A 1,806-nucleotide genomic window follows, 5' to 3' on the forward strand; every position below is an offset into this window, starting at 1 on the left:
AACCCACATAGACCGGTTCTTCTGGAGGAGGTTCAAGAGCTATCGTTTGTACATTTGTAGATGTAAGAATTTCTTGTTGATTAGTCTTATTTAAAACACTAAGCATCTCACTTGCTGTAAGCGTTGGTTGCTGATTAACATGTAAGGTCGTGAGCTCTTTCGACAGTTCGTGCTTTTGTCTTTCTAAAGTTTCCAAACGACCCGCTAATTTGGCAAGTTCCACTTCATAATCTTGCTTTGTTTTTGAAAACAGATCAAGCATTGCTTGATTTTGTTCATCCATTTCAGCTGCGAAGTGTTCAATCGTATCTTCGATTTCTTGCACAACCGTTGCTTTAGCGGATGAAGCCGTCGCCTGATCCTTCGGTATAAATCTTGCATAAACAATCATCACAAGACCAAGAAGGATGACGTATAGCACCGGCTGCATAACCATAGGGTTCACCTTTTTCTATAGCAAGTTAGAGGGATAAGTCAATACGATGACCTTTATAGGGATGCTCTGGGTGGTGTTCAGTGTCCGATGAAGCACTCTCTAGTGTCCCTCTCGCCTTACTTTTTCCTAATTGTGATTTCTTCTGTTCACGACGATCCATGATATCTGAACGCCCACTCTCTTCGAGTTTGCTTGTCCGCTGTCGATCACGTTCCGTCGTTTGTGTGGCTTGATTTTCTAAAATGGTTCCATCCTGCCGCGGTTTCTGTATCAATTGATTTTGCTTGATACCCGCCTCATCATTCTTGTGTACAGCGAATTGTAAATCGATGGCTTTAAAACTCATCGTCTACTCCCTCCCTCACTTACACGTTTGCACTCATTGTTATATCACCATCACTTAATCGGAATGTCATTCGGTTCGTTGGATCTTTAATAAATTTTGTATAACGTCCAATTACAATTTTCGTTCCGCCATAAATCGTAGACACGACTTGGACTTTGGCATTCTCAGAATCCTCAAGAGATTTCTCGATTTCCAGCATACGTTCCTTGATCGAAACTTGTTCTTCCACGGCTTGCTTCTTGGTATTATTGAGTTTAATTCGCATTGCGAGCTTATCAGGACTTAACTGTCCAGCCGCAGCTAATTGATCCAACAAAGAAAGCGCTTTACTTGATTTCTCAGTATTCTCTATMAATGACTTAAGCTGGTTACGAAGTAGAATCATTTCATTACGAAGCTCAGGAAGTACACCTACTTCAATAATCGTTGTCGTTGACATTGAGTTTCCGATCGTTCTTGCTGTAACTCGTTCCCCAGCTTGAATGGTTCCTCCAACGATTAGACCTTTGGCCCCCGCACAAGTGACACTTTTACCAGCTCTCACCGTTGAATGCATGATACTTTGAGAAACATTTAATTCACCTGCAGCTTCAATCGTTGCGTCTTGGATGAAAGAGCTTTTGACATTTCCACCTGCTTTGATGAAAGCTTTGTTTTGCCCAACAATACCTGCTGATATATCTATCGATCCTTCTGCTTCAAGCTCCGCGGCTTCTACTCCACCAGTTACACGAATGTCGCCAGCTGCACGAATTTTGAAGCCTGGAAGTACATTACCTCTTATAACAACAGTGCCGATAAAATCAATATTCCCAACATTGTAATCGACATTTCCATTAATCTCGTAAATGGGAAAAATATTAATTTTATCACGATCAGTTCGGACCACCATGCCATCAATGGTTGCATAAAGCCCCATTTGTTCAGCGTCCGTTACAACATTTTTACCTAATTTAAATCTAGCTTCTTTGCCTGCTTTGGTAAAGAGCGTCTCCCCAGTAACTGCACGACCTGGTGAGCCAGA

The 1,806-nt window shown here is 41.8% G+C and carries 2 protein-coding genes and 1 pseudogene; all 3 read right to left on the bottom strand.

Features of this window, described 5'->3' with window-relative positions:
- Window positions 1-436: pseudogene (locus AC1DVJ_RS30795) on the bottom strand (hypothetical protein); the annotation flags it as partial.
- A gap of 25 nt (window positions 437-461) precedes the next feature.
- The gene (locus AC1DVJ_RS30800) at window positions 462-782 is read right to left on the bottom strand and encodes a hypothetical protein (RefSeq protein WP_477596710.1); all 321 of its coding nucleotides are present in this window, start codon (window positions 780-782) and stop codon (window positions 462-464) included.
- A gap of 19 nt (window positions 783-801) precedes the next feature.
- A partial coding sequence (locus AC1DVJ_RS30805) for a DUF342 domain-containing protein (RefSeq protein ID WP_477596712.1) occupies window positions 802-1,806 on the bottom strand: 1,005 nt, incomplete at its 5' end.

It is taken from the genome of Paenibacillus sp. P4_A9 (assembly GCF_056402415.1).